Source organism: Bradyrhizobium sp. ORS 285 (genome assembly GCF_900176205.1).
In the GTDB taxonomy this organism is placed as follows: domain Bacteria; phylum Pseudomonadota; class Alphaproteobacteria; order Rhizobiales; family Xanthobacteraceae; genus Bradyrhizobium.
Genome location: NZ_LT859959.1, coordinates 7666913 through 7691057, shown reverse-complemented (window position 1 = coordinate 7691057; position 24145 = coordinate 7666913). Strand labels below are relative to the sequence as shown.

Here is a 24145-nt window from a genome sequence, read left to right as displayed (position 1 = left end):
AGTGATCGACATCGCCAGCGCGGCCATCACCAGCACGGCCATCGGCCCGCCCCCCGCCTCCATCGCGCGTCCGAGTATGCGCTGACCTCGCGGAGACTTTTCTTCCCCAGCATCGATGATGCCCGACGGCGCGCGCGCCGAACGGCAAGCCATGTCTGGAGTTGAACCTCCGCTCGAGGTCTCGCTGCGGCAGATGCGTCTTTTTCATTTGGACGTCTGCCCGGCGGTCACACGACACCACCACTCAATTCGAAAAGTTGCGACTGCCATGACAAATTCGGAACAGGAACGCTGGTCTCGCGTGAAGGGTCGGCTGCGCTCGACCGTCGGCGAGGACGTCTATACGAGCTGGTTCGCCCGCATGGACCTCGAAGCTGTCCAGGACGAAAGCGTTCATCTGTCGGTGCCGACGCGTTTCCTGAAGAGCTGGATTCAGGCGCATTATGCCGAGCGCGTGCTGTCGTGCTGGCAGGCCGAGATGCCCGAAGTTCACCGCATCGATCTGTCCGTTCGCACCGCGATGCGTTGCGCGACGCCGGCCAAGGAAGCGCCGGCGCCGGTGGAAGCGCGCCGCACCGAGCGCAGCGACGCCAAGCCCGTCGCCGATACACGCGCTCCGATGATGACTCCGGTCGCGGCCGGCCATGATGCGCTCGGCGGCTCGCCGCTCGATCCGCGCCTGACTTTCGCGAGCTTCGTCGTCGGTCGCGCCAACACGCTCGCGCATGCCGCCGCTCGCCAGGTCGCGGATGGCCGCCGCGGCGATCCCGTGATGTTCAACCCGCTCTACATCCATGCCGGCGTCGGCCTCGGCAAGACGCACCTCTTGCAGGCCGTGACCTGGGCCGGCAATGCCGGCGGCGAGCGCAAGGTGCTGTATCTCACCGCCGAGAAGTTCATGTACGGCTTCGTCGCGGCGCTGAAATCGCAGACCGCACTGGCTTTCAAGGAAGCGCTGCGCGGCATCGACGTTCTGGTGATCGACGATCTGCAGTTCCTGCAGGGCAAATCGACCCAGGCCGAGTTCTGTCACACGCTGAACGCACTGATCGACGCCGGCCGCCAGGTGGTGATCGCGGCCGACCGGCCGCCGTCCGATCTCGAAAGCCTCGACGATCGCGTCCGCTCGCGGCTCGCCGGCGGCCTCGTCGTCGAGATGGCCACGCTTGGCGAAGATCTGCGCCTGGGCATTCTCAAATCGCGCGTCGCTGCGGCCCGTGCGCATCATGCGAGCTTCGACGTGCCGGAGCCGGTGCTCGACTATCTCGCCCGCTCCATCACCCATAACGGCCGCGACCTCGAAGGCGCGATCAACCGCCTGCTCGCGCATTCGAAGCTCAACAATCAGCCGGTCACGCTCGACATGGCCGAGCGCGAGGTACGAGACCTGGTCCGTCCGCAGGAGCCGAAGCGGATCAAGATCGAGGACATCCAGCGCGTCGTCGCCCGGCAGTACAATGTCAGCCGCTCCGACCTCTTGTCGTCGCGCCGCACCGCCAATGTGGTGCGCCCGCGCCAGGTTGCGATGTACCTGGCCAAGACGCTGACCCTGCGATCCCTGCCCGAGATCGGCCGCCGCTTCGGCGGGCGCGACCACACCACCGTCCTGCATGCCGTGCGCAAGATCGAGGCGCTGGTCGGCAAGGACATCACGCTGAACGACGAGGTCGAGTCGCTCAAGCGGCAGTTGCAGGACTAGTTCACCCGCACCACCAACCGATCGGCTAGGGGGCGCGGACAGAAGGTCCGGCCCCAGCCGCGGTTGGCCCGCAAAACCACCGACCTCCGACCAGATCCCCGGCGCGCCGAAACGCCTGCCGAAACATGGGAAATCGGCCCGCAATCCCTTGCGCTCGGGCCTCATCCGCGCCACTTTACGCCTCCCCCTCACGCTCCTGGACGCTGAAAAAGCGCTGTTCGGGCGGCGAGGTGCCATCGGCCGCGGCGCTGTTCCAGCCCGCCGGCATTCCAGGACGAGCTCAGTTGGGAACGGGCGGGATAGTGCAATGAAGGTGACCGTCGAACGCGCGCAGCTGCTGAAGTCGCTGGGCCATGTCCATCGCGTGGTCGAGCGCAGGAACACGATCCCGATCCTGGGTAACGTTCTGGTCCGCGCCGAGAATGCCCGGCTGTCGCTGCGCGCCACCGACCTCGACCTCGAAGTGACGGAAACGCTGGCGGCCGAGACCGCGACCGCAGGTTCCACCACGGTCCCCGCGCATATGTTCTACGACATCGTGCGCAAGCTGCCGGACGGCTCGCAGATCGTGCTGGAAAGCGACGGCGAGCGCGCGGTGCTCGCGATCCGCGCCGGCCGTTCGAAGTTCACTTTGCAGACCTTGCCCGAGAGCGACTTCCCTGATCTGGCGGCGGGCGAAATGACGCATGCCTTCGGCGTTCCCGCCAAGGACATCAAGAGCCTGATCGACCGCACGCAGTTCGCGATCTCCACCGAGGAGACACGTTATTACTTGAACGGCATCTATCTGCATGCCGGCGGCAATGCCAAGCAACCCACCTTGCGTGCGGTCGCAACCGACGGCCACCGCCTCGCCCAGGTCGACCTGCCGCAGCCCGCCGGCGCGGCCGAGATGCCCGGCGTCATCGTGCCGCGCAAGACCGTCGGCGAGGTGCAGCGGCTGATCGAAGACAATGACAGCGAGATCAAGATCGAGCTGTCGCAGGGCAAGATCCGCTTCACCTTGGGACAGGTGGTTCTCACCTCCAAGCTGATCGACGGCACCTTCCCGGACTATGGCCGCGTCATTCCGCAGAACAACGACAAGGAGCTCGTCGTCGACAAGGCCGATTTCGCCGCCGCCGTCGACCGCGTCTCCACCATCTCCTCCGAGCGCGGCCGCGCGGTGAAGCTCGCCCTCGCCCCCGGCAAGCTGGTGCTGTCGGTGACCAATCCGGATTCCGGCAGCGCGACGGAAGAGCTCGAGGTCGAATACGCCGCCGACGCGCTCGATATCGGCTTCAACTCGCGCTATCTGCTCGACATCGCCGCCCAGATCGAGGGCCAGGTCGCGGTGCTCCGGCTGGCCGATCCGGGCTCGCCGACCTTGATCCAGGATCGTGACAATCGCAACGCGCTGTACGTGCTGATGCCGATGCGGGTGTGATTTCACGCAAGCGGCGAGATTTGTGGTTAACTCGTCATGGCCGGGCTTGACCCGGCCATCCATCTCAACACATGGCCTACTGGGTGTACATCCTCGCCAGCAAGCCCGGCGGCACGCTCTATGTCGGCGTGACCAACGATCTCGTTCGGCGCGTGTATGAGCATCGCGAAGGCGTCGCAGAGAGCTTCACCAGACGCTACGGCATCAAGCGGCTGGTCTATTTCGAAGCACATGAAACGATCGCCGCAGCATTGCAGCGTGAGAAGAACATCAAGCACTGGTCGCGCGAATGGAAGATCGATCTGATCGTCAAAAACAATCCGGATTGGCGCGATCTCTATGATGAAATAGTCCGCTGACGCTGACGATGGATTGCCGGGTCAAGCCCGGCAATGACAGAACTGGGCTTGTAACTCCTTCTGATGACCCCCTCCCGCATCAATCGCCTGTCGCTGACGCATTTCCGCAGCTATCGCGCGGCTGGTGTCAGCGTGCAGGCGGATTTGGTGGCGCTGGTGGGAGCGAACGGCGCCGGCAAGACCAATTGCCTGGAGGCGATCTCGTTCTTCGCACCGGGCCGCGGCCTGCGCCGGGCCACTCTGGAGGATGTCGCCGACAATCAGGGCGACGGCTCCTGGGCGGTCTCGGCCGAGGTCGAGGGCGCACTGGGACTGACGACCTTCGGCACCGGCATCGAGCCGCCGCGCGGCGAGACGAGCACGACAAGGCGCTGCCGCATCGATCGCGAGCCGGTCGGCTCAGCGGCCGCATTCGGCGATCACATCCGCATGGTGTGGCTGACGCCCGCCATGGACGGCCTGTTCATGGGTTCGGCCTCCGACCGCCGCCGCTTCTTCGATCGCCTGGTGCTCGCCATCGACAGCGAGCATTCCAGCCGCGTCTCGGCGCTGGAGCGCTCGTTGCGCTCGCGCAACCGGCTGCTCGAGGTGCGCAATTTCGACGACCATTGGTGTGACGCGATCGAGCGCGAGACGGCCGAGCTTGCCGTCGCCGTCGCCGCGAGCCGCGGCCAGACCGCGGTGAAGCTCGCCGCGATGCTGCGCCAGCGCGGGGCGGCCTCGGCATTTCCCTCCGCCGAAATCGCGCTCGACGGCTGGATGGAGAACGCACTGCTCACCGAGCCCGCGCTCGCGGTCGAGGACCGCTATCGCGCGATGCTGCGCGACAATCGCGCGCGCGACGCCGCCGCCGGGCGTACGCTCGACGGTCCGCACCTCACCGACCTGCACGTCATCTACGCACCGAAGAACATGCCGGCGCGCGATGCCTCGACCGGCGAGCAGAAGGCGCTGCTGATCGGCCTCATCCTCGCGCATGCGACCTTGGTCGCTGAGACCACCGGCATCGTACCGATGCTGCTACTCGACGAGATCGTCGCCCATCTCGATCCCGGCCGCCGCACCGCGTTGTTTGCAGAGCTCGGCACACTCGGTGCCCAGGTGTGGCTGACCGGCGCCGACCCGGCCGCGTTCGCCGAGTTGCGCGAGCTCGGCGAGATCTTCGACGTCGAGGGCGGCCGGATCACCGCAAGGCGGTAACAAGTTCCGGGATTGAACCTATCAGTTCCCAGGCCCGACTAGCTGTCGTTGGACGGCATGACGGTGTCGGCCGAGTCCGACAGCGTCCCGCAGGCCACGCCCCCCGTCGAATTCCTGGAGATCTGTGATGTCAAAGCTCAGGCAGCAGGCCACCGCCGCGCCGCGATTGCGGCTGTTCGCATGCGGGCTGTTGCTGCTCGCGAGTAGCGTGACGCCGGCGCGCGCCGATGACGCCATCGTCGACGTCCATGCGCTGCCGCGCCTCGAGGGCGCGGTCGAGGATTCGTCGCGCTCCGATCGCTATCGCGCCATCTACCGTCTGCCGACGCCGCCCGCGGCAACGAACGCGGCCACGCAGCAGCTGTTGAGCGCCGACGGCTGGGTGCGCTATGTCAGGCCGCTGGAGGAGCGCAATCCGACGCTCAACTACAAGAAGGGCAAGCAGGGGCTGTCGGCTTACGTGACCGGCAGCAGCGGCCGCATGGACCAGTCGGAGGTCAGCTACTCGCCGCAGCGGATCTATGCCGACCTGCCGTTCCCCGACGGCGCGACCGAGATCGTGTTCGACGAGACACGGCCATATCTGTCCTGCATCGTGCCGTCGGCGCTCGATGCGACGCAGGCGTACTTCGCCAAGGAAATGACCGCGATCGGCTGGCAGCTACTCACAGCTGACGCCGCCGCGCGCTGGCCGAATGCGGATCTCAGCGAGACCACGCCGAACGGCGTGCGCGCCTTCTACGACCGCGTCGCAAACGACGGACCACGCCGCCAGGCTCCTGTGATGCTGACGTTGACCCGTCGCGACGACGGCAAGACCAAGGTCGAGATCCGCGTCGCCCCGTTCGCCCTGCCCGCCCAGCTCGAAGCGGGCGACGATCGCGCCGGCCTGCCGATGCCAAAGCCGGCCAAATCGTCGCAGAGCCTGGGCAGCGCGACCTCGCCGACCCGTCAGGCCAAGGGCGCCATCATCGCCGAGCTGCCGGCGGTGCTCGCGTTCTACACCCGCGAACTCCCGGCGCGCGGCCTGCAGATCGCGTCGGCGGATCCGGGCAATTCTGACGAGGTGACGCTCAAGCTCGCCTCGTCAGAGGAGACCGGCACGCTGAAACTGTCGCGCAGCTACGACCTGACCATGGTCGAACTGTCGATGCGCGCCACCGAGGCGGCGCTCGCAGCGCGCGCCAAGGCCAAGAAGGACGCAGACGACAAGTTCATGGCCGATGCCGCCGCGATGGCCAAGCAGGTGATCGCCGCCGACGAGGTCCGCCGCGTGCAGCAGGCCGGCGCGATGTCGGACGCCCCGGTCAAGGCCCTGGCCGACAATCCCGCGCCGATCGCGCTGCCCGAGACCGCCGAGGCGGTCGAGTTCGACGGCAGCCAGGGGCGGCTGGAGTTCAAGTCCGGCTCATCGGTGAAGGCGCTCGCCGGCTTCTTCCGCTCCACCCTGAAGGCCGCCGGCTACAAGGAAGCGCCGACCGTGATCGACAATCCGACCATGGCGCATCTGGACTTCTCCGCGAAAGGCAAGTCGGTCAGCTTCACGATCATGCAGATGGGCCCCAAGGTGAACGTGACGGCGGATGGCACCGGCCTGCTCGCCACTGCCAAGCCTGCGGCCGGCGCCAAAGCCGCGGCCCAGCCGGCCGCGGACGCGGCACCACTCGAAGCCGATCCGGGCTCCGTGCTGCCGGTGCTGAAGGAGCGCAGCGCGACCTCACTGTCGACGTCGAAGGCCCCTGGCTTCGATCAGCCGGTACGCCTCCAACTCGAGGCCAGCGTGCCCGCCGATCTCAGCGCCGTGCTGGCATTCTACCGCACCGAGCTGACCAAGCTCGGATGGCAGGAAAAGGCCGAGGGTGCGCAGACCGGCGCCGACAAGGCACGCCTCGCCTTCGCCTCGCCGCAAGGGCCCGCCGTCCTGACGCTCGGTCGCGCCCGGGGGGAGACCTCGATCAATCTGGTGCAGAAGAACACGGACGCCGCAGCGAAGGCCGAGATCCTTCCGAAGCCCGGCCAGGCCAAGCTGATGCTCGGCAATGTCGGCTTGTCTGACGCGGTGCTGACGATCAACAAGCAGACGGTCAAGATCGCCGCCGGCACTGGCAGCCCGAAGACGCCCAAGGGCCCGCTGCTCGATCTGCCGCCCGGCAGGTACCGCTACGAGATCAAGATCGCCAGCCGCGCGGCGATTAGCGACACGATCGAGCTCGGCGCCGGCGACGCCTGGGGCCTGATGATCGGCCCGACCGGCCAGGCTCTGCCGCTGCCGCTGTACTGAGCTTTCGAAACTCTCCGGTCACGACGATCGAGACCCTGCTCCAGGCCGCCCCAACGGGCGGCCTGACGCGTTGGAACGCCGCCCGGGGCGGCGTTTCCAGGCGCCTTCCGAACACCTCCCGAAGGCCGTCCGAATCGGCCTTTCGCAAGCCCCGAAGAGGGCCCCCGGACGACTTGAAAAACCGTTAAAAAAACCCATCTCTTCAATATCTTAAGGCACGTCTTTTTGCGCTAGGCGCGCCTCGTCTTTCATGGCACAAATAGCGTCCTCAGCACCCCAGCGCGACATCGCCCTTCGGGACCCCTTCAAAGGCCTCACATGACCGAACCCGCCCGGCAAACCATCGCCGAAAACGAGCCTGCCACCGCGAACGAATACGGCGCAGAATCGATCCGGGTGTTGAAGGGCCTGGATGCCGTGCGCAAGCGCCCGGGCATGTATATCGGCGACACCGATGATGGCTCCGGCCTGCATCACATGGTCTACGAGGTCGTCGACAACGCCATCGACGAGGCGCTCGCGGGCTATGCGAGCCGCGTCGAGGTCGTGCTCAACGCCGACAATTCCGTCACCGTGCGCGACGACGGCCGCGGCATTCCGGTCGGCATCCACAAGGACGAAGGCGTCTCCGCGGCCGAGGTCATCATGACCCAGCTGCACGCGGGCGGAAAGTTCGACCAGAACTCCTACAAGGTCTCTGGCGGCCTGCACGGCGTCGGCGTCTCCGTCGTCAACGCGCTGTCGAGCAAGCTCGAGCTGCGCATCTGGCGCGAGGACAAGGAGCACCTCATCGTGTTCGCCCATGGCGACGCCGTGGCACCGCTCCAGGTCGTCGGCGATACGCCTGGCAAGCGCGGCACCGAGGTGACGTTCCTCGCCTCCACCGAGACCTTCAAGATCATCGAATACGACTACGCCACGCTCGAGCACCGCCTGCGCGAGCTCGCCTTCCTCAACTCCGGCGTCCACATCATCCTCTCCGACATGCGCCACGCGGTCGAGAAGCGCGAGGAGATGTTCTATTCCGGCGGCGTCGAGGAGTTCGTCAAATATCTTGATCGCAACAAGAAGGCGATCGTTCCCAATCCGATCATGGTGCGCTCGGAAGCGAACGGCATTACCGTCGAGGCGGCACTGTGGTGGAACGACAGCTACCACGAGAACGTGCTGTGCTTCACCAACAACATTCCGCAGCGTGACGGCGGCACCCATCTCGCCGGCTTCCGCGGCGCGCTGACGCGTCAGGTCAACGGTTATGCCGAGGCCAATGCGAAGAAGGAAAAGATCGCGCTCACCGGCGACGACTGCCGCGAAGGCCTCACGGCCGTGCTGTCGGTGAAAGTGCCGGATCCGAAGTTTTCGTCGCAGACTAAGGACAAGCTGGTGTCCTCGGAAGTGCGTCCCGTGGTCGAGAACGTCATCAACGAGGCGCTGTCGGCGTGGTTCGAGGAGCACCCGTCGGAGGCCAAGACCGTCGTCGGCAAGGTCATCCAGGCCGCCGCGGCGCGCGAGGCTGCACGCAAGGCCCGCGAGCTGACGCGCAAGAATCCGCTCAACAACATCGCCTCGCTGCCCGGCAAGCTCGCCGACTGCCAGGAGAAGGACCCGGCCAAGTCCGAGCTATTCATCGTCGAGGGTGACTCGGCCGGCGGCAGCGCCAAGCAGGGCCGCAACCGCGAGTTCCAGGCCGTGCTGCCGCTGCGCGGCAAGATCCTCAATGTCGAACGCGTGCGCCCCGACAAGATGCTCTCCAGCGAGCAGATCGGCACGTTGATCACCGCGCTCGGCACCGGGATCAGCGACGACTTCTCGATCGACAAGCTACGCTATCACAAGATCATCGTAATGACCGACGCCGACGTCGACGGCGCGCATATCCGCACGCTTCTGCTGACGTTCTTCTACCGGCAGATGCGCCAGATCATCGATCGCGGCCATCTCTACATCGCACAGCCGCCGCTCTACAAAGTGACGCGCGGCAAGTCCGAGCAGTATTTGAAGGACGAACGCGCGCTCGAAGACTATCTGATCGGCACCGGCCTCGACGATTGCGTGTTCAGGACCGCCGAGGGCGAGGAGCGCAAGGGCCGCGACCTCTTGGCGCTGGTCGAGGAAGCCCGCCTCGTGCGCAACATCCTGCGCAACCTCCACAGCCGCTACGACCGCAAGGTCGTCGAGCAGGCCGCGATTGCCGGCGTGCTGCGCGCGGACATCACGCGCGACATCGCCACCGCCGACGCTGCGGCCGATTACATCGCCAAGCGGCTCGACGTGCTGGCGGACGAGGTCGAGCGCGGCTGGATCGGCCATTTCATCGAAGGCCAGGGCTTTACGTTCGAGCGCACCGTGCGCGGCGTGAAGGACGTGGCTGTGATCGACGATGCGCTGCTCGCGTCGGCCGACGCGCGCAAGCTCGACGACTACGCCGCCCGCCTGCAGGACGCCTACGCCAAGCCGGGCTCGCTCCGTCGCGGCGACACCCAGACCGTGATCCACGGCCCGGTCGATCTGTTCGAGGCTGTCACTGATTCCGGCCGCAAGGGTATCGCCATGCAGCGCTACAAAGGGCTGGGCGAGATGAACCCGCAGCAGCTCTGGGAAACCACGCTCGACACCGAGGCCCGCACCTTGCTGCAGGTGAAGGTCAAGGAGGTCGATGAGGCCGACGACATCTTCACCAAGCTGATGGGCGACGTCGTCGAGCCGCGCCGCGAGTTCATCCAGGACAACTCGCTGTCGGCGAACGTGGACGTGTAGGCAGGGACGCCGCAGCGGTTCTCGATAGGCCGCTGTGCAACTCGGCATGTGATATTGGCGTTCTCGCTGTTCTTACGGAGGACATCGTCATGACCACTGTCACTGTTCGTGAACTTTCCGACGAAATCCATCGGGCTCTCAAGCTGCGCGCCACGCAAAATGCCCGCAGCATTGAGGCCGAAATCCGCGCCATTCTCGACGAAGCGACAAGTCCGAGCGACAGGCTGCGCATCGGCAGCAAACTCTCGGAGATGAGCCGCGCGATCGGCCTCACGACTGCCGACGTCGAGTTGCTGGAGCGGCAGCGGCTAGCCTGCCGCAAGGCCCAACACCGAATAAACCTGCTCGGCCCGGAGACTCTTTAGGACAGTGGTCTGCGTGCGGCTTCCGTGATAATTGCACGCCGGAGCGAGGTTCCGCTGTCGCCGGCGCCGCCTTTGACCTCAGCATCAAAAACGGACCGACACATGGCGCCCATTCAATACATCGTCGAGGGTGGTCACCGGCTCAAGGGCGCGATCGAGCCGTCGGGCAACAAGAACGCGGCGCTGCCGATCATCGCCGCGGCGCTTCTGACCGATCATCCGGTGACGCTCGACAACGTGCCGCGCATCCGCGACACCGAAACGCTGGTCGAGCTGGTGCGCTCGGTCGGCGCGTCAGCCGAATGGCGCGGCCGGAACCGGCTCGCGATTCATGCCAAGGAGATCCGCGCCGCCGATCTCGACCCGGGTTTGTGCGCGCGGATCCGCGCCTCCATCCTGCTCGCCGGCCCCCTACTCGCCCGCTGCGGCGAAGTGGCGCTGCCGCCGCCAGGCGGCGACGTCATCGGCCGCCGCCGGCTGGACACGCATTTCCTCGCCTTCGAGCAGCTCGGCGCTACCGTCACCGCGACCGACAAGATCGAGTTGCGCGCCTCCGGCTTGAAGGGCGCCGATGTCTTCCTCGACGAGCCCAGCGTCACCGCGACTGAGAACGCGCTGGTGGCAGCGGTTGCCGCGCACGGCACGACATACCTGCGCAACGCCGCGTCCGAGCCACATGTGCAGGACCTCGCGCATTTCCTTGTGGCGCTCGGCGCCAACATCGAGGGCATCGGCACCAACACGATGGTGATCCATGGCGCCAGCACGCTCGGCCAGGCGTCCTACGCGATCCAACCCGACCATATCGAGGTCGGCTCGCTGATCGGGCTCGCCGCGGTGACGCGCTCGCCTTTGCGCATCGTACGTGCCGGCACCGAGCATCTGCGCTCGATCCGCATGGGTTTTGAGCGACTCGGCATTGTCTGCGAGGTCGCCGGCGACGATCTCATCGTGCCGTCCGACCAGACCATGAAGATCAAGGACGATTTCGGCGGCCACGTGCCGAAGCTGGAGGACCAGCCCTGGCCGGCCTTTCCCGCCGACCTGATGTCGATCGCGATCGTCACCGCCACGCAATGCGAGGGCGTGATCCTGATGTTCGAGAAGATGTTCGAATCGCGGATGTTCTTCGTCGACAAGCTGATCTCGATGGGCGCGCGCATCGTGCTGTGCGATCCGCACCGCGCCATCGTCGCCGGCCCCAGCCAGCTGCGCGGCGCCCGCGTCGTCTCCCCCGACATCCGCGCCGGCATGGCGATGCTGCTCGCCGCGCTCTGCGCCGAAGGCACCTCGGTCATCGACAACGCCGACCAGATCGAACGCGGCTACGAACGCATCGACGAGCGGCTGAATGCGCTGGGCGCGAAGATCACCCGGGTGCCGGAGCGGGGACGTTAGACGTTCGCTCTGCTCTCTCCGCGTCATTGCGAGCGTAGCGAAGCAATCCAGAGTCCCTGCGCAGCCCTGGATTGCTTCGCTGCGCTCGCAATGACGCGCTGATGGACCGAGGACCTAACAACGGCACATGAGGCTTAGGGCGCATGACGATCAGCGAGATCACTCCCGATGTCGACCGTGACCGTTGGCTCGCCGGTGCAGACTTCGCCGATGCTTTCCGCATCATGATCGACGGCGCGGTGCTCGATGCCCGCACCGCGGCCGAACGCATGCTCGGTCATACGCCCTGGTGGATGGCCGCTCTCCTGAAACTCCGCAATGGGCTGGTCCGGCCGTTCGGTTTGAAGACCTCGGGCGCGGACGCACGCCGTCCCGGCCCCATGATCGGAATATTCCCGGTGATCAACGAAACGCCAAAGCAACTCGTGCTCGGCTTCGACGACAAGCATCTGGACTTCCGCGTTCTGGTCGACGTAGCGACGATCGGCGCGACATCGCAGGTGACCGCGACCACCCTGGTCCAGACCCACAACGCGCTCGGCCGCATCTATCTCACCGTGATCACGCCGTTTCATCGCCTCGTGGTGAAGGCCACGCTGCGGCAGGTTGCAGGGGCAAGCTGATCTCGATCAACGCGTCTCCGTCCTCCGCAACGATCTCGAACGGCTCTCCCGACAACGACGCAGCCGTGGGGTGGGCAATGAGCCGCCGATAGGCGGCTCGTGCTCACCGTCGTTCCGCGTATGACATTGATGGTGGGCACGGCGCGGGCGAGACCACGGGCGAAAAGACGCTACATGGCGCGCCTTTGCCCACCCTACTCCTTGCCATACATATCCCGGAACATCAGCATGCGCCCCAGCTGCCGTTCGCTCTCGCCTGGAAACCCGCACCGTGCCGCGAACTCATCAGCATCCCGATAGGTCCCGAACAGCCGGTCCCAGACCGGCAGGTCGCCGTAGTTTCCGCAATGCACATCGAACTCGTGATGCAGCGAATGCAGCTCGGGCGTCTGAATGAAATATTTCAGCCAGCGCGGCGATTTGTAGTTGGCGTGATAGAAGAACTCCCCGGTCGCCGCGAACAGGTTGAACCACAATGCGCCCGCGAGCGAGCAGCCGAGCAGCGGAAACAGGATGAGCGCGGCGAGCACGCCGTCGGCGAGGATCTCGACCGGATGCTTGTAGAACGACGTCACCGTCTCGATGCGGCTCGGCGAATGATGAATCTGGTGAAACAGCAGCCACCAGCCGTTCATGTGGCGAATGCGGTGCCACCAGTAGCAGAAGAAGGTGCCGACGAACCAGGCGATGAAGCCCTGCAGCACGGGCGCCCTCAGCGTACGCAGCTCGAACAGTGAGCTGCCGTCAACGAGATGCATCCAGAGCCCGCAGGTCACGAGCGTGATGCCGACCTGTGACAGCGTGACGATCAGCGCGCGGCCGTACCAGCCGGGCGCATTGGGCAGCTCGCGGCCAGGCGCGACGCGTTCGAGCGTCATGAAGGCAGCGGCGCTGGCGGCGGTCAGCAGTGGAGGAATGACGAGCGAGGTCATGGCGGCCCACCTGGGATCGCGGATCCAGAATCCGGATCCGCTCTGGCCGCTACGACAGCACCAGAGGGGTGCGCCGGTCGATGGCACGTACGTACTATGCCGGACGGCATGAACCCAGGCCGCGACTACTTCAGCGCCGCGATCAACTGGCTGCGCTTGCTGATGCCGAGCCGCTCATAGATGATGCGTAAATGATTGCCGACCGTATGCTCGGAGATCCCGAGGCGTGAGGCGATTGTCTTGTCCGCCAGGCCCATCAGCGCAAGATCGACCAGCTCGCGCTGCCGCTCCGTGAGCTTGCCGAGATCCAGCCGCGGCGCCGCCATTTGCTCGGTCGCGAGAAACAACGCATGCAGCACCGGCGCAATCAGGTTCAACGACGTCCGGACATGATGCGGCTGGTCGGCCGCGACGCCGGCAAAGCTGAGATAGGTGCCGGCACTGGCGAAGGGATCGATGACGCCATGACCCGCGACGACGCCGAGCGACAATTGTCTGATCTCGTCGAGCTCGCGCGCGGTCGCAAACAGCGGCGGATCGGCGGGATCGAGAATGAACGCCGCGCGGTTCTGCACCCACCACGCAAAGCAGCCGCGCGCGCCAAGGTCGAAGCTCTCTTCGAGCCCCAGCACAAAATCGTCCGGATAGCCCGATGTCACCAGATTGCGCATCCGGATGCGGCCGCCGGTGAGCCGGCCGTAGGCGCCGAGAAATCGCTGGAACGGGAAGAACCCGCGCAGCGGCCCCTCGACCCAGGCCAGGATCTGATCCTCCGTGACCGTCCCGCTCGGCACCGAGCCGAGCACGTCGATCCACGCCCGCAGGTCGAGGTTTGGCTGAGGAGCCTGCTGCGGGTCAGTTGGCCCGACTGTGTCGTCTGTCCCACCGCGCACGCGCGTCCCCCGAAGAATTCAGCAGCTGAGTCTAACAGGAAAGCGGCATACAGGTAGCAGAAAGAACGTCGACCGCCTGCGCGGTTTGGCTCTCATCAACCTGACGCCTGTGGTAGCTTCCGCAGGCTCGCCGAGAAGCCCAGCTATGTCGCAAGAACCAACTCGAGTCGCAGTTCGGAAATTGATCTTCGTACCCGGGCGCCCCAGCCTACTCCAAATCGCATGCGCAAGCGCCCTGGCTTTGATGATCGGAATAGGAATGAGCCAAACTTCGGGTTCGTCCGACCTCGGCATGCTCTTTCTCTTCATCCTGCTCGGCCTCGTCGTCGCCAAAGCAACCAGGAGCTGGACGGTGGAGATCGATCCGAATGCACGTCGCCTGATCATCACCGGCCGGCTATTCCACATCTGGCCGACTTTCACGGCCCACTGGTTCTTCGACGAATGCAGTCGAATCTGGGCTGGCGAACACTTTGCCGGAGACGGCGAGCGCCGGGTCAGCGTCTACTTCGAACTCGGTGAAAGAGGCGCCCATGTGGTTCCGGTGCACCCGGCTAGCCTCGCTCTTGCAGCGAAGCTCGCCGACGAGATTTCTATTCTGACGGGAATTCTCAGAGGGTCCGACGAATTTCAGGCGTAAGGCCGACCTGTTGGGGTAGATCATACAAAGCGTTCTCTGGTGCGATCAATCTCGATCCGCGACGGGACCAAAGCCCATGCCTCCCGGAAGCATGCTGCGTCGTCGCTGCCGGCATCGATCACGAGCGCGATCGACTCACCCTGCGCATCTCCCCGCCAACTTGCGACGAGAGCGCTACAGGCCAGCGGCAGACCGGCTAAGCGAGCGTGCGTGGAAAGACCAGATTCGTTAGCGGCTTCAGCCGCATGCTCCGAGCGAGATCGTGTTGCCTAAGAATTCGCTTGCTTTATTTCCGAAATTCGGAAACAATGCGCGCATCCAGCCTTCGCTGAGAGGGACGCTTCACGATCGTCACGAACGTTGAGGGTGGGATGCGATGGATGCGGCGGCTTTCAGCACGCACTCGGGGCAACTCGAGTTGGCGCGTGGACGAAGGAGCGGTCGCATACGGCGAAATCGTATGGTCCTGGCCTCCCGACGCTGAGGTCAAGCCGGCGAGCGATCTGTCGGTGACGGTGGCCAACAAGCCCGGCGCACCGGGGAGAGTACGTATAAGCCATTCCAACCATTGCGCAGGGAAGGCCGGATGCGCGGCCCACCTGTGGTGACTGCCGCCTGCTACTTCTTTTGCAGGCGGGCCATGGGTGTGGTCAAGCACCCGGCCTTCCCTGCGCCCTCTCACTTCCGAGGGCCATCGATCCTGCAAAGCTCGGGTGCGAAACGCGCCGCGAGAACGCGGAGCCGCGGACGACACGATGCAACGCGAGGCCATGATCGGGGATCGCCGAACAGAACTGCGCTCACACGCCGCACGGCCATGCGGTGGAACAAGCCGCGGTGATGTGCACACGCTCGCCAAGGCTGCTATAGCCGCGCCATGACCCGCAGCATTGGAACCCATACCGCGCGGCCAGAAGCGGCGACACGATCGCTCACCCTCGAACTCTGGGAGACGATCCGGCTCGCCGCGCCGATGGCGCTGACGCAATTGTCCCAGATCGCGATGATGTCGACCGACCTCGCCTTCATCGGCCGGCTCGGCGGCGACGCTGTTGCTGCCGCCGCCTTGTCGGGCACAGTGTACTTCGTTGGCTCGACCTTCGGCATGGGCCTGATGTCGGCGGTGGCCCCGCTGGCGGCGCAGGCGTTCGGCGCCGACGATGCGGGGCTGGTCCGCCGCGCGCTGCGCGTCGGCCTGTGGGCCGGACTGTTCATAGCGCTGCCGATCATGCTGATCGCACTGAACGGCGAGGCGATCCTGCTCGCACTCGGGCAGGCGCCTGGTGTAGCGCATCTCGCCCATGACTATCTGGCTGGCCTCGCCTGGGGCGTCGCGCCGATGCTGTGGTTCCTGGCGCTGCGCAGCTTCATGGGCGCCGTCAATCGGCCGGAGCCGGTGCTCGGGATCACCCTCGCCGCAATCCCGCTCAACGCGCTGCTGGTCTATCCGCTGCTCTACGGTCATTGGGGATTTCCGCAGCTCGGTCTCACCGGCGTCGGGCTCGCAACCTCGACCGTCAATCTGGCGACCTTTCTTGCCGGACTCTGGTTCGCGACGTTCCGTCCGCCGTTCCGCGACTATCACGTGCTGGCACGGCTCGGACAGATCGACTGGTCGCTGATGCGACAGCTGCTCATCATCGGCGCGCCGATCTCGCTGTCGTTCCTGCTGGAATACGGGCTATTCTCCGCGGCGGCGATCCTGATGGGACTGATCAGCACCGCCGCGCTCGCCGCGCATCAGATCGCGCTGCAGATTACGGCGATCCTGTTCATGGTTCCGTTCGGCATCAGCATGGCGGCCACCGTGCGCGTCGGCCATGCCGCCGGGCGGAACGATGCGCATGGCGTTCGCCGCGCCGGCCTGATGGCGCTGCTGCTCGGCCTCGTGCTCGCGATCGCGTTCACGCTCGGCATCATCCTCGCGCGGTTCGAGATCGTGCAGCTGTTTCTCGGCAGCGGCGTCGCCAATGTCGGAGCGACCGTCGCGCTCGCCGACACGCTGCTGCTCGTCGGCACCACCTTCTTCATCACCGATGCGCTGCAGACCATCGCCGTTGGCGCCCTGCGCGGCATCAAGGACACGCGCGTGCCCTTGCTGCTCGCCGTGCTCGGCTATTGGCTGATCGGCTTTCCCGCCTCCTACGTTCTCGGGCTGCATACCTCGCTCGGCGCGGTCGGAATCTGGATCGGGTTGTCGGCCGGCACGGCGATTTATGCGGCGCTGCTGGTGCTGCGCTTCGTGCGGCTGTCGCGATGAGGAAATCAGGCGCCGGCGGTGTCGGATGTCTCCTTGGGCTCAGGCCGGTGCGGCTTGCCTGTCGAGGTCTCGGCCCATTCCGCGACGACGCGCTCGAGATCGATCAGGTTCTGCCGCATCTGGTCGAGCGAGAAGCCGAGCGCGAAGAAACGTTCGGCGGCATCGCCCGGCAGGCCGCGCGTAAGACCGTCGCTGCGCACCGCCGCCACGGCTTCCGCATAGGCCTTGACCGCGACGTGGATCGGCCAGATCGCGGGCGGTCCGGAGCCGTTGCGGATCGCCGCCGCACAGCCGCGCAGATACGTCGCGATCGCCTCGCTGACGCGGGCCACCGGTCCCGACAGGCGCGCCTGCAGCTCCGACGGCAGCGGCACGACGCTGGCGCGGCCGATCATGACGACGTCATGGCGCAGGCGCAGAATGGTGCGCAGCAATGGACCCGTGTCGGCGCCCGTCGACAGCCGCGCCGAACGCTCGCGCTCGGCCTCGGCGCCGGTGGCGTTCAGCTCGCTCAGCGCGGTGCCGATGCCGTCCTGGATCCGATGCAGCGCGTCGTTGTCGCGGCCGCGCGACAGGCCAGCCAACAGCTCGGTGAAGGCGGCGGCGATCAGCTCGAGCAGGCGCCCGGCGGCGCTACGCATCTGCACATGCGCTCGCGACGGCAGCACCACGAACGACACGGCAAGCCCGGTGAGCGCGCCGACGGCCACCTCGAACACGCGATCGACCGCCGAGCCGAGCGGATCGAGGTGCCCCATGGTCGGCACCAGCAACACGATGACGGCGGTCACGGTAGCGGCGTTCAGACTCGGATTGAGCGCGGCGATGAAGGCCAGCGGCGTCACCGCCAGGATCAGCATGCCGAGCAGTTGCAGTTCGCCGGAATGCGGAATGAACACGGTGATGGCGCCGCCATAGATCGCGCCGCCGATGGTCCCGAACATGTAGTCGCGCGTGGCCTTCAGCGAACGCCCGACGCTGCCTTGCGTCACGATCAGCGAGGTCAGCACCGCCCACAGCGGCAGCTTGAGCTGGAGAGCGGTGGCGATGGCGAAGGCGAGCGTCGCCGCGACCGTGCCGCGCACGGCGAGCGACATCTGCGCCCTGCGGGCATACACCCGGCCGAACAGCTTCTTAATCGACGGCATCAGTCACTCACCTCGAACGGACCAGCGCGGTCCCGGCATGGCAGACCTTCGCAGGGCGGAACCGGCTTGAAAGCCGGAATCAGTCTGCCTACGGTCGCTGCAACGATGTGAGGAAACACGATGGCCCAGGAAACCGCAACGCTCGCCGCCTATGTCGCCGAGCTGAAATATGACGATATCCCGCCCGAGGTGCTCGACCGCGCCAAGGTGCTGACCTTGGACTTTCTCGGCAGCGCCATCCGCGCCCGGCGCGAGGCGGAATCGACGCCATCGGTGGTCAACATGCTGGCGGCGCTGAAGCTCGATGCGGCCGGCGAGGCCACCGTGTTCGGCGACAGCAGGACCTGGACTCCCGCCGTGGCGGCGCTGCTGAACGGCACGATGGGCCACTCGCTCGACTTCGACGATACCCACGCCGATTCCTCGCTGCATCCGAGCGCGCCGGTGGTGCCTGCGGCCTTCGCCGTCGGCGAAATGGTCGGCGCGTCCGGGCGCGAGGTACTGACCGCGATCGTGGCCGGCTATGAGGTATGCTGCCGGCTCGGCAATGCGCTCGACCCGACCTCGCACTATGCGCGGGGCTTTCATCCGACCGCGACCGCCGGCACCTACGGCGCCGCGGCGGCGGCCGGCAAGCTGTTCGGATTGTCCGAGCAGCAGCTGGTCTACGCATTCGGCGTGTCCGGCAGCCAGGCCGCGGGCTCGCTGCAGTTTCTCGTCAACGGCGCCTGGAACAAGCGCTATCAGGTCGGCGCCTCGGCGATGAACGGCGTGATCGCGGCGACCTTGGCCAAGAACGATTTCGTCGGCGCGATCGAGTCCGTCGAGGGCAAGCACGGCCTGCTGGTCGGCTACACCGACACGCCGCATCACGACAAGGCGGTGGCGGGTCTCGGCACGACCTACGAGACGATGAAGATCGGCGTGAAGCCGTATCCGAGCTGCCGCTACACCCACGCCGCGATCGACGCCATCATCGCGCTGCGCCGCGAGCACAATCTCACGCCCGACCAGGTCAAGCGCGTCGAGGTCGGCCTGCATCGCAACGGCATCACGCTCACGGGCGATGCGAGCACCAAGCGGCATCCGACCTCGATCGTCGGCGGCCAGTTCTCGATGTTCTTCACCGGCGCGCTGGCGCTCGACCAGGGCCGCTTCGGCTGGGACGACTACACGCGTCTCGGCGATCGCGCGATCAACAATCTCGCCGACAAATTCGACGTCGTGCAGGACGAGACATTGGAAGGCCGCAGCCATCCGTTCGGCGCGCGCGTCACCATCACCACCGAGGACGGCGTGCACGAGCGGCTGCACGACGATCCCTCGGGCGAGCCGACCTCGTTCCCGACGGCGCAGGCGATGAGCGACAAGTTCATCACGCTGGCGCGGCCGGTGCTGAGCAGCCGCGCACAGAGCTTTGCCGACGCAATCCTGTCGCTGGAGCGCTTCGATCGCGTCGAGCAGGCCACCGCTTTGGGGAGGGCCTGATCCACACATCACTCCCCACGCGTCGCCGCGATCACGTCGCTCACGAGCTGCGCCACGCCGTCGGCTTCCGGCGGCCAGTTCACGGTGCGGCCGAAGCGCGCGATGACGAGGCGCTCGGAGGGGATGACGATGACGTACTGGCCGAGCGAGCCCTTGGCAAAGAAGGCATCGCGCGGCCAGCCATGGGAGATGCGATAGGTGGCGCCAAAGCTGTCGCCACGGTTGGTCCAGAAGCCGGCGCCGAGGCCGACAAAGGCGTTCGGCGTAGGCGTCCTGACATACGCAACCCAGCCTGCAGGCAGGATGCGGCGTCCGGCGACGACACCGTCGTCGAGATACAATTGGCCGAGCCGCGCCCAGTCGCGCGCCGAGGCCAGCATCTGGCTCGATCCTTCCGGCGTGCCGGCGGCGTCGAACTCGATCGTGACGTTGCGCATGCCGAGCGGATCCAACAGCTCGCGATGCGCAAAGCGCAGCACGTCCGCGGCACTGCCGCCGGCGGCGTCGCGGATCAGTTGCGAGAGAATGACGGTGTTGCCGTCGTGATAGTTGCTGACCGCGCCCGGCGTGGTTTCGAGCGGCATCGACTCGGCGAACGCAGCACGGTCGGGCTCGACGAACTTCATCCGGTTCACGGGCTCGAGAGCCGACGACAACGAGGCCTGCAGCGAACTTCCGAGCGCAAGCCCGGCGGTGTGGCGGAGCAGATGATCGACGGTGATGGCATGACGCGGATCGCTTTCGCTCTGCCATGCCGTAATGGGCGCTGGCACATGCAGTGCGAGCTTGCCCTGGTGGACGAGGATGCCGATCAGGGTGGCGGTCATCGACTTGGTCGCCGAGAAGCCAAGCAAAGGCGTGTCGAGCGCAACACCTGGCGCATAACGTTCGGCGATCAGCTTGCCGTCCTTGAGCACGATGACCGCGTGGGTCCGTCGAAAGGGCGGCGCGTCCGGTTCGGCAAAGGCACGGTCGAGCGCGGCAGCGAGGGTCGGCGAGGAAGGCTCCACGAGGCGCGGGGGAGCGATCTCGCCGAGCAAGGCAGGCTGCGGCGGGGGCAGCCGGATGGCCGGCCATCCCTCCGCCTCGCCATGATCGAGATGGCAGCCGAGGCCGTCGCGATAGACCGCACGGCTGCGGCCGAGCCCGAGCAGGCTGACAATGACGTCCTTCGCGGCGCGGTCGACGCTGACGGTCATCGCCCAGGTCAGCAGGCCGGCGCCGGGCATCGCGTCGCGAGTCTCGGACAGGATCCGGTCCGGATCGAGGCCGGAGACGAAGGTCTCCGAGCACACCATGTTGGCCATGAAGCCCGTTGCCACTTGCGGCACATCGCGGGCACGGGCGACGCCGAGCGCAAGGGCGGTCACAGCGACAGTCGAAACGAAGACGGGCAGCAGGCTGGGGCGGGTCATGGGAAGCTCCGGCAGATGGACCTGCCGGACCACGCCGCAACGGCCCTCGCGCGGCTCGCCGATTTCGAAACGCGCAACCGCCGAAACCGGCCGCGACCTCGCCGATTTCGAAATTCGCCTTTGATGTCAGCGCTCGACACATCACGCCGCGGCCAGCCTCATGCGCCGGAACTCGGTCGGTGTCACGCCCGTCGCCGCCTTGAAGGCGCGGTTGAAGGGGCCGAGCGACTGGAAGCCGGCGTCCATCGCGATGGTGATCACCGGCACCTCGGCCTGGGCGGGATCGGCGAGCGCGGCCTTGGCTTCCTCGATGCGGTGGTTGTTCAGGAAGGTGTTGAAGTTGCGGTAGCCGAGTTCGCCATTGATCAGCCGCCGCAGCCGGTATTCGGGAATGGAGAGCCTGGTCGCCAGCATGCCGATGGTGACGTTCTCCTGGCGGTAGATCCGCTCGTCGGCCATCAGCCGCAGCAGCGCGTCGACCAGCTTGCGGTTGCCGGCAGGCGGGGCCGCCGCAACTGGCTCGGGCACGCTCACCGAATCATGCGGAGCCTCGGGAGCGAACACATCGGAAGCACCGACCTTCAGCAGCATCAGTGCGACGGCGCCGACGACCGCCAAGAACATCGCCGCGTTGACAACGTTGGCGAGCTCCGACGGGCCATGACCGGCCGCGAACATCTGCAGCAGCGCGTTGACGCCGCCGTAACACAGCGCCGCAATCACGACGAAGGCGCGGACGCGCCGTCGGCCCTCGACCAGATCGGCCGACCAGGAACGGATCGTCTGCGCCAGGGTCAGCCCGACGATGGCGAGCGCCAGCAGATTGTTGGCGACGATGACGATCCGCGCATGCTCCGCCGGCCCGAGCACGAGGCAGCTGATCAGGCTGAAACCGAACACCGCAAGCCAGATCAGGCCGTGCCGCCATCGCGGCGCGAATCCGTCATCGAACAGCGCGCGGCAGAACAGCCAGAGCACGACGATGTCAGCCGTCGCCAGCGCGATCAGCGGCGCGCTCGCGAGCGATGGCGCGGCGGAACCGCCGATGTTGAACGTCGCCGCATGCGCGGCCGAGCCCAGCGCCAGCGCGACTGCGAGCCGGCCGACCGACCGCTTGCCGAGATCACGCCACAACGACACGGCCAGCACGGCGAGCAGCGCGATGGCTGCGGCGCGGAGGGCGAGATCCAGGTGTTCGAGCGGCATCATCACACGTCCATGATCGGCGCCGGAACTCTAGGCCGGAGCGTTGCGCCATTCAAATCGCACGGATGTCGCGACGTCATGCCCTGCCCTCGCCTTCGCGAAACTGCTAAGCTCCGACGTCCACATCTCAGGAGCGCCCCATGAGCTGGCAGCCTTCGATCGATCCCGAATTCGGCGATCCCACCTCCTGCGATGCGCTGGAGCACGTCATCGTGCCGCGGACCCGCGATCTCGGCGACGGTTTTGCCGTGCGCCGCGCGCTGCCGCATGGGCGCAGGCAGATGGTCGGGCCGTTCATCTTCTTCGATCATTTCGGCCCGGTGCAGTTCGTCTCCGGCAAGGGCATGGACGTGCGGCCGCATCCGCATATCGGCCTGGCCACCGTCACCTATCTGTTCGACGGCGCCATCATGCATCGCGACAGCGAGGGCAACGTCCAGGAGATCCAGCCGGGCGCGATGAACCTGATGACCGCCGGCCGCGGCATCGCGCATTCCGAACGCACGCCGGATCTGCAGCGGCAGAACGGCCAGCAGATGCTCGGCCTGCAGAGCTGGATCGCGCTGCCCGTCGAATCCGAAGAGATCGCGCCGAGCTTCCAGCATTATGCGGCGGGCGCGCTGCCGACCGTCAGCGACACCGGCTTCTCTGCCCGCGTGATCGCCGGCAAGGCGTTCGGAAAGGCCTCGCCGGTGACGATGGTCTCGCCATGGTTCTATGTCGAGGTGACCGCGCAGGCCGGCACGGTGGTGCCGCTCGATCCCGATCACGAGGAGCGGGCGATCTACATCGTCGACGGCGAGATCGAGATCGCCCGCGAGCGCCACGAGGGCCCGCGGCTTTTGATCTTCCGCCCGGGCGACGCGATCAGCGTCCGCACGATCAAGCCGACCCGGATGATGTTCCTCGGCGGCGATGCGCTGGAGGGGCCGCGCCACGTCTGGTGGAATTTCGTCTCCTCCAGCAAGGAGCGCATCGAGCAGGCCAAGCAGGACTGGAAAACCGGCCGCTTCGCCGCCGTTCCGCAGGAGCACGAGTTCATTCCGCTGCCGGAATAGGCTATGGGGAGCGACGTTCTCTTTCGAAGGCACTGAACCATGACCACGCTTCTCGCCAGCAATCTGCCGCTCCCGAAGATCGGCCGCGGCAAGGTCCGCGACATCTATGCCGTCGGCGACGACCGCGTGCTGCTCTTGACCACCGACCGCATCTCGGCCTTCGACGTCGTGATGAACGAGACCATCCCGATGAAGGGCGCGGTGCTGACGCAGATCTCGGCCTACTGGTTCAACGCGCTCGAAGGCGTCGTGCATCACCACATGATCTCGGCTGATACCGATGCGATCATCGCCGAGGTGCCGGCCCTCGCACCACATCGCGAGGAGATTCTGGGACGCGCGATGCTGTGCAAGCGCACCACGGTGTTTCCGATCGAATGCGTGATCCGCGGCTATCTCTCCGGCTCGGCCTGGAAGGAATACGCGGCAAGCGGCACGCTCGCCGGCGAGCAGTTGCCCGCAGGCCTCGTCGAGAGCCAGAAGCTCGAGCCCGCGATCTTCAGCCCGGCAACCAAGGCCGAGACCGGCCATGACGAGAACATCACCATCGCGCGGATGCGCGAGGTGGTCGGTGACGACACGGCGTACACATTGGAGAGCATGACGCGCGCGGTCTACACGCTCGGCGAAGAGCTCGCGCGCGAGCAGGGCATCATCATCGCCGACACCAAGTTCGAGTTCGGCCGCGACAAGGATGGCCACATCATCCTGATCGACGAGGTGATGACGCCGGACAGTTCGCGTTTCTGGGCCGTCGATGCCTATCAGCCGGGCCAGCCGCAGCCGAGCTTCGACAAGCAGCCGCTGCGCGACTATCTCGATTCCGAGCGCAAGGCCGGCCGCTGGAACGGCGAAGCCCCGCCCCCGCCATTGCCTCGAAGCGTGGTCGATGCGACCAGCCAGCGCTATCTCGAGGCGTTCCGGCGGGTGACGGGTAGCGAGTTGAAGGTCTGAAGAACGCAGGCTCATGCGTTGAGGCTTTCCGCTTGGGTTTGAG

The 24145-nt window shown here is 66.2% G+C and carries 19 protein-coding genes; 14 read left to right on the top strand and 5 right to left on the bottom strand.

Annotation, left to right across the window (positions count from 1 at the left end; genetic code table 11):
- Window positions 1-268 precede the first annotated feature (268 nt).
- The 9 genes from dnaA to BRAD285_RS34570 all read left to right on the top strand — a co-directional run bounded on the left by dnaA (window position 269) and on the right by BRAD285_RS34570 (window position 12108).
- Window positions 269-1699 carry a chromosomal replication initiator protein DnaA gene (dnaA, locus tag BRAD285_RS34610; RefSeq protein WP_006610327.1) on the top strand — a complete coding sequence of 477 codons (1431 nt, stop codon included), beginning with the start codon at window positions 269-271 and terminating at the stop codon, window positions 1697-1699.
- 307 nt (window positions 1700-2006) lie between these two features.
- Complete coding sequence (gene dnaN, locus BRAD285_RS34605) at window positions 2007-3125, top strand: DNA polymerase III subunit beta (RefSeq protein ID WP_006610328.1); 1119 nt, start codon at window positions 2007-2009, stop codon at window positions 3123-3125.
- Between the two features lie 71 nt (window positions 3126-3196).
- A complete protein-coding gene (locus BRAD285_RS34600; protein ID WP_006610329.1) occupies window positions 3197-3484 on the top strand; it encodes a GIY-YIG nuclease family protein in 288 nt (95 codons plus the stop codon).
- Between the two features lie 63 nt (window positions 3485-3547).
- A complete protein-coding gene (recF, locus tag BRAD285_RS34595; RefSeq protein ID WP_006610330.1) occupies window positions 3548-4684 on the top strand; it encodes a DNA replication/repair protein RecF in 1137 nt (378 codons plus the stop codon).
- Window positions 4685-4811: 127 nt separating this feature from the next.
- Window positions 4812-6965 carry a hypothetical protein gene (locus BRAD285_RS34590; RefSeq protein WP_035645093.1) on the top strand — a complete coding sequence of 718 codons (2154 nt, stop codon included), beginning with the start codon at window positions 4812-4814 and terminating at the stop codon, window positions 6963-6965.
- Between the two features lie 318 nt (window positions 6966-7283).
- Window positions 7284-9722, top strand: coding sequence for a DNA topoisomerase (ATP-hydrolyzing) subunit B (gene gyrB / locus BRAD285_RS34585; protein ID WP_006610332.1), 2439 nt, complete (start codon window positions 7284-7286; stop codon window positions 9720-9722).
- Window positions 9723-9811: 89 nt separating this feature from the next.
- The gene (locus tag BRAD285_RS34580; RefSeq protein ID WP_006610333.1) at window positions 9812-10087 is read left to right on the top strand and encodes a hypothetical protein; all 276 of its coding nucleotides are present in this window, start codon (window positions 9812-9814) and stop codon (window positions 10085-10087) included.
- A gap of 102 nt (window positions 10088-10189) precedes the next feature.
- A complete protein-coding gene (murA, locus tag BRAD285_RS34575) occupies window positions 10190-11485 on the top strand; it encodes a UDP-N-acetylglucosamine 1-carboxyvinyltransferase (RefSeq protein ID WP_006610334.1) in 1296 nt (431 codons plus the stop codon).
- Between the two features lie 143 nt (window positions 11486-11628).
- A complete protein-coding gene (locus tag BRAD285_RS34570; protein WP_006610335.1) occupies window positions 11629-12108 on the top strand; it encodes a DUF2867 domain-containing protein in 480 nt (159 codons plus the stop codon).
- A gap of 194 nt (window positions 12109-12302) precedes the next feature.
- On the opposite strand, the gene BRAD285_RS34565 is transcribed toward BRAD285_RS34570, so the two are convergent.
- Complete coding sequence (locus tag BRAD285_RS34565; protein WP_006610336.1) at window positions 12303-13040, bottom strand: sterol desaturase family protein; 738 nt, start codon at window positions 13038-13040, stop codon at window positions 12303-12305.
- Window positions 13041-13165: 125 nt separating this feature from the next.
- Window positions 13166-13933: a helix-turn-helix transcriptional regulator gene (locus tag BRAD285_RS34560; RefSeq protein ID WP_006610337.1), complete on the bottom strand. Its 768-nt coding sequence runs from the start codon at window positions 13931-13933 to the stop codon at window positions 13166-13168.
- 259 nt (window positions 13934-14192) lie between these two features.
- Here BRAD285_RS34560 and BRAD285_RS34555 point away from each other — a divergent pair, with 259 nt between their 5' ends.
- Together BRAD285_RS34555 and BRAD285_RS34550 are read left to right on the top strand one after the other, a co-directional pair.
- Window positions 14193-14573 (top strand): hypothetical protein, encoded by a 381-nt coding sequence (locus BRAD285_RS34555; RefSeq protein ID WP_035645097.1) that lies wholly within the window; start codon window positions 14193-14195, stop codon window positions 14571-14573.
- An 877-nt stretch (window positions 14574-15450) separates the two neighbouring features.
- Window positions 15451-16833, top strand: coding sequence for an MATE family efflux transporter (locus tag BRAD285_RS34550; protein ID WP_006610340.1), 1383 nt, complete (start codon window positions 15451-15453; stop codon window positions 16831-16833).
- 5 nt (window positions 16834-16838) lie between these two features.
- Here BRAD285_RS34550 and BRAD285_RS34545 read toward each other — a convergent pair whose 3' ends face one another.
- Window positions 16839-17981, bottom strand: a complete 1143-nt coding sequence (locus BRAD285_RS34545) for an FUSC family protein (protein WP_006610341.1) — start codon at window positions 17979-17981, stop codon at window positions 16839-16841.
- Window positions 17982-18101: 120 nt separating this feature from the next.
- Here BRAD285_RS34545 and BRAD285_RS34540 point away from each other — a divergent pair, with 120 nt between their 5' ends.
- Window positions 18102-19469, top strand: a complete 1368-nt coding sequence (locus BRAD285_RS34540; RefSeq protein WP_006610342.1) for an MmgE/PrpD family protein — start codon at window positions 18102-18104, stop codon at window positions 19467-19469.
- 8 nt (window positions 19470-19477) lie between these two features.
- On the opposite strand, the gene BRAD285_RS34535 is transcribed toward BRAD285_RS34540, so the two are convergent.
- Window positions 19478-20884 (bottom strand): serine hydrolase, encoded by a 1407-nt coding sequence (locus BRAD285_RS34535; RefSeq protein ID WP_006610343.1) that lies wholly within the window; start codon window positions 20882-20884, stop codon window positions 19478-19480.
- A 141-nt stretch (window positions 20885-21025) separates the two neighbouring features.
- Window positions 21026-22090, bottom strand: coding sequence for a helix-turn-helix domain-containing protein (locus BRAD285_RS34530; RefSeq protein ID WP_006610344.1), 1065 nt, complete (start codon window positions 22088-22090; stop codon window positions 21026-21028).
- Between the two features lie 140 nt (window positions 22091-22230).
- On the opposite strand from BRAD285_RS34530, the gene BRAD285_RS34525 reads away from it, so the two are divergent.
- Both BRAD285_RS34525 and BRAD285_RS34520 read left to right on the top strand, forming a co-directional pair.
- Complete coding sequence (locus BRAD285_RS34525; RefSeq protein WP_006610345.1) at window positions 22231-23148, top strand: pirin family protein; 918 nt, start codon at window positions 22231-22233, stop codon at window positions 23146-23148.
- A 39-nt stretch (window positions 23149-23187) separates the two neighbouring features.
- A complete protein-coding gene (locus BRAD285_RS34520; RefSeq protein ID WP_006610346.1) occupies window positions 23188-24102 on the top strand; it encodes a phosphoribosylaminoimidazolesuccinocarboxamide synthase in 915 nt (304 codons plus the stop codon).
- The last annotated feature ends 43 nt before the right edge of the window (window positions 24103-24145 follow it).

Bases quoted from the DNA above. Each gene is read 5' to 3' on its own strand.
- dnaA (WP_006610327.1), top strand. From the start codon at position 269: ATGACAAATTCGGAACAGGAACGCTGGTCTCGCGTGAAGGGTCGGCTG.
- dnaN (WP_006610328.1), top strand. From the start codon at position 2,007: ATGAAGGTGACCGTCGAACGCGCGCAGCTGCTGAAGTCGCTGGGCCAT.
- BRAD285_RS34600 (WP_006610329.1), top strand. From the start codon at position 3,197: ATGGCCTACTGGGTGTACATCCTCGCCAGCAAGCCCGGCGGCACGCTC.
- recF (WP_006610330.1), top strand. From the start codon at position 3,548: ATGACCCCCTCCCGCATCAATCGCCTGTCGCTGACGCATTTCCGCAGC.
- BRAD285_RS34590 (WP_035645093.1), top strand. From the start codon at position 4,812: ATGTCAAAGCTCAGGCAGCAGGCCACCGCCGCGCCGCGATTGCGGCTG.
- gyrB (WP_006610332.1), top strand. From the start codon at position 7,284: ATGACCGAACCCGCCCGGCAAACCATCGCCGAAAACGAGCCTGCCACC.
- BRAD285_RS34580 (WP_006610333.1), top strand. From the start codon at position 9,812: ATGACCACTGTCACTGTTCGTGAACTTTCCGACGAAATCCATCGGGCT.
- murA (WP_006610334.1), top strand. From the start codon at position 10,190: ATGGCGCCCATTCAATACATCGTCGAGGGTGGTCACCGGCTCAAGGGC.
- BRAD285_RS34570 (WP_006610335.1), top strand. From the start codon at position 11,629: ATGACGATCAGCGAGATCACTCCCGATGTCGACCGTGACCGTTGGCTC.
- BRAD285_RS34565 (WP_006610336.1), bottom strand. From the start codon at position 13,040: ATGACCTCGCTCGTCATTCCTCCACTGCTGACCGCCGCCAGCGCCGCT.
- BRAD285_RS34555 (WP_035645097.1), top strand. From the start codon at position 14,193: ATGAGCCAAACTTCGGGTTCGTCCGACCTCGGCATGCTCTTTCTCTTC.
- BRAD285_RS34550 (WP_006610340.1), top strand. From the start codon at position 15,451: ATGACCCGCAGCATTGGAACCCATACCGCGCGGCCAGAAGCGGCGACA.
- BRAD285_RS34545 (WP_006610341.1), bottom strand. From the start codon at position 17,981: ATGCCGTCGATTAAGAAGCTGTTCGGCCGGGTGTATGCCCGCAGGGCG.
- BRAD285_RS34540 (WP_006610342.1), top strand. From the start codon at position 18,102: ATGGCCCAGGAAACCGCAACGCTCGCCGCCTATGTCGCCGAGCTGAAA.
- BRAD285_RS34535 (WP_006610343.1), bottom strand. From the start codon at position 20,884: ATGACCCGCCCCAGCCTGCTGCCCGTCTTCGTTTCGACTGTCGCTGTG.
- BRAD285_RS34530 (WP_006610344.1), bottom strand. From the start codon at position 22,090: ATGCCGCTCGAACACCTGGATCTCGCCCTCCGCGCCGCAGCCATCGCG.
- BRAD285_RS34525 (WP_006610345.1), top strand. From the start codon at position 22,231: ATGAGCTGGCAGCCTTCGATCGATCCCGAATTCGGCGATCCCACCTCC.
- BRAD285_RS34520 (WP_006610346.1), top strand. From the start codon at position 23,188: ATGACCACGCTTCTCGCCAGCAATCTGCCGCTCCCGAAGATCGGCCGC.